This is a genomic window from Streptomyces sp. HSW2009 (assembly GCF_040240285.1).
Taxonomy (GTDB): Bacteria; Actinomycetota; Actinomycetes; order Streptomycetales; family Streptomycetaceae; genus Streptomyces.
In genome coordinates, this window is record NZ_JBEHZD010000911.1 from 1 (window position 1) to 1,872 (window position 1,872).

1 protein-coding gene is annotated in these 1,872 nt (G+C 68.4%); it reads left to right on the plus strand.

Features of this window, described 5'->3' with window-relative positions:
* Nucleotides 1–1,872: condensation domain-containing protein (locus tag AAHZ94_RS33475; RefSeq protein WP_349997461.1), on the plus strand; the 1,872-nt coding region annotated here is incomplete at both ends.

A 1,872-nucleotide genomic window follows, 5' to 3' on the forward strand; every position in this document is an offset into this window, starting at 1 on the left:
ATGCGTGGTTGGGTGGCGGAGCGGCTGCCGGACTACATGGTTCCCTCGGCCTTCGTCGTAGTCGAAGAGTTCCCGCTCACGGTCAACGGCAAGGTGAACCGCCGCGCCCTCCCAGCGCCGGAATACGGCGGTGAGGGTGAACAGGGCCGAGGCCCGCGGACACCGTTGGAGGAGGTCCTGTGCGGGGTCTTCGCCGAGGTGCTAGGGGTGGAGTCTGTCTCGATTGACGACGACTTCTTCCGGCTGGGTGGGCATTCCCTGCTCGCTACGCGTCTGGTGTCGCGGCTGCGGGTTGTGCTTGGGGTTGAGGTGCCGTTGCGGCAGGTGTTCGAGACGCCGACGGTGGTTGCGATGTCGGCCGTGTTGGAGGGGAAGGCGTTCGGGGGGAGTCGGCGTCCGCAGCTCGTTGCGGGGCCGCGGCCCGAGCGCATTCCCGTCTCGTACGCGCAACAGCGGTTGTGGTTCCTGCACCAGTTCGAGGGGCCGAGCGCCACATACAACGCGCCGGTGGCCCTGCGGCTGAGCGGTTCGTTGGACCGTGAGGCGCTGCGGCTGGCGCTCGCCGATGTCGTCGCCAGGCATGAGAGCCTGCGTACCGTCTTCGCCGAGGACGTGGAGGGCTCGTACCAGATCGTGCTGCCCGCGGACCAGGTGGATCTTGCACTTCCCGTCGTGGAGGTGGGTCCGGCCGAGGTTGCTGCGGCGCTCGCCGTGGCGGCTGAGCAGCCGTTCGATCTGGCCGCGGAAATCCCGTTCCGGGCCGTGCTGTTCGCGGTCGCCGAGGACGAGCACGTCTTGCTCGCGCTGACCCACCACATCGTCAGCGACGCCTGGTCGCGTGCGCCGCTCGCGCGTGACGTGGCGGCTGCGTACGGGGCACGGGTGTCGACGGGGGAGGCGCCGGCATGGGAGCCGTTGGCGGTGCAGTACGCGGATTACAGCCTGTGGCAGCGGCAGGTGCTGGGTGCGGAGTCGGATGCGGAGAGTGAGATCGCTCGGCAGCTTGGCTATTGGACGGAGACCCTGGCTGACCTGCCGGAACAGTTGGACCTGCCGTACGACAGGCCGCGGCCCGCGGTCGCCACGTACCGCGGCGACCGGGTGGGCATCCAGGTGCCGGCGGAGCTGTACGCGCGCATCGGCGATGTGGCCAGGGAGACCCAGGCCAGCCCCTTCATGGTGCTCCAAGCCGCGCTTGCGGTACTCCTGTCGAAGCTGAGCGGGAGCACGGACATTCCCATCGGCACACCCATCGCGGGCCGTACCGATGAGGCGCTGGACGACCTGATCGGCGTCTTCATCAACACCCTGGTGCTGCGTACCAATACGGCGGGGAATCCGAACTTCACCGAGCTCGTGCACCGGGTCAGGGAAGCGAACCTGGGTGCGTACGGGCACCAGGACGTGCCCTTCGAGCGCATCGTGGAGGCGATCAACCCGGAGCGTTCGCTGTCGCGGCACCCGCTGTTCCAGGTGCTGCTGACGCTGAACAACACGGACTACCACGGGGCCCTCGACGTCCTCGGTGACATGCCGGGCCTCACCGCGGCGCGGGAGCAGATCGACACGTCGGTATCCAAGTTCGACCTGGCCTTCGGCTTCACCGAGCGGTACGGGGACGACGGCCAGGTGGCGGCCTTCGACGGCGTACTGGAATTCAGCACGGACCTCTTCGACCGCGCCAGCGCCGAGGTGCTGGGGCAGCGGTACCTCCGGGTCCTGGAGCACCTGGTCGGCGCCCCGGACCAGCCGGTGGACCGGGCCGACGTGCTCTTCGCGGACGAGGTGGAGAAGCTGCTCGGGGAGTGGGGTGTGGGTGGTGGTGATGGTGGTGTGTTGGGTGGTTCGGTGTTGGGGTTGTTTGGTGAGCAG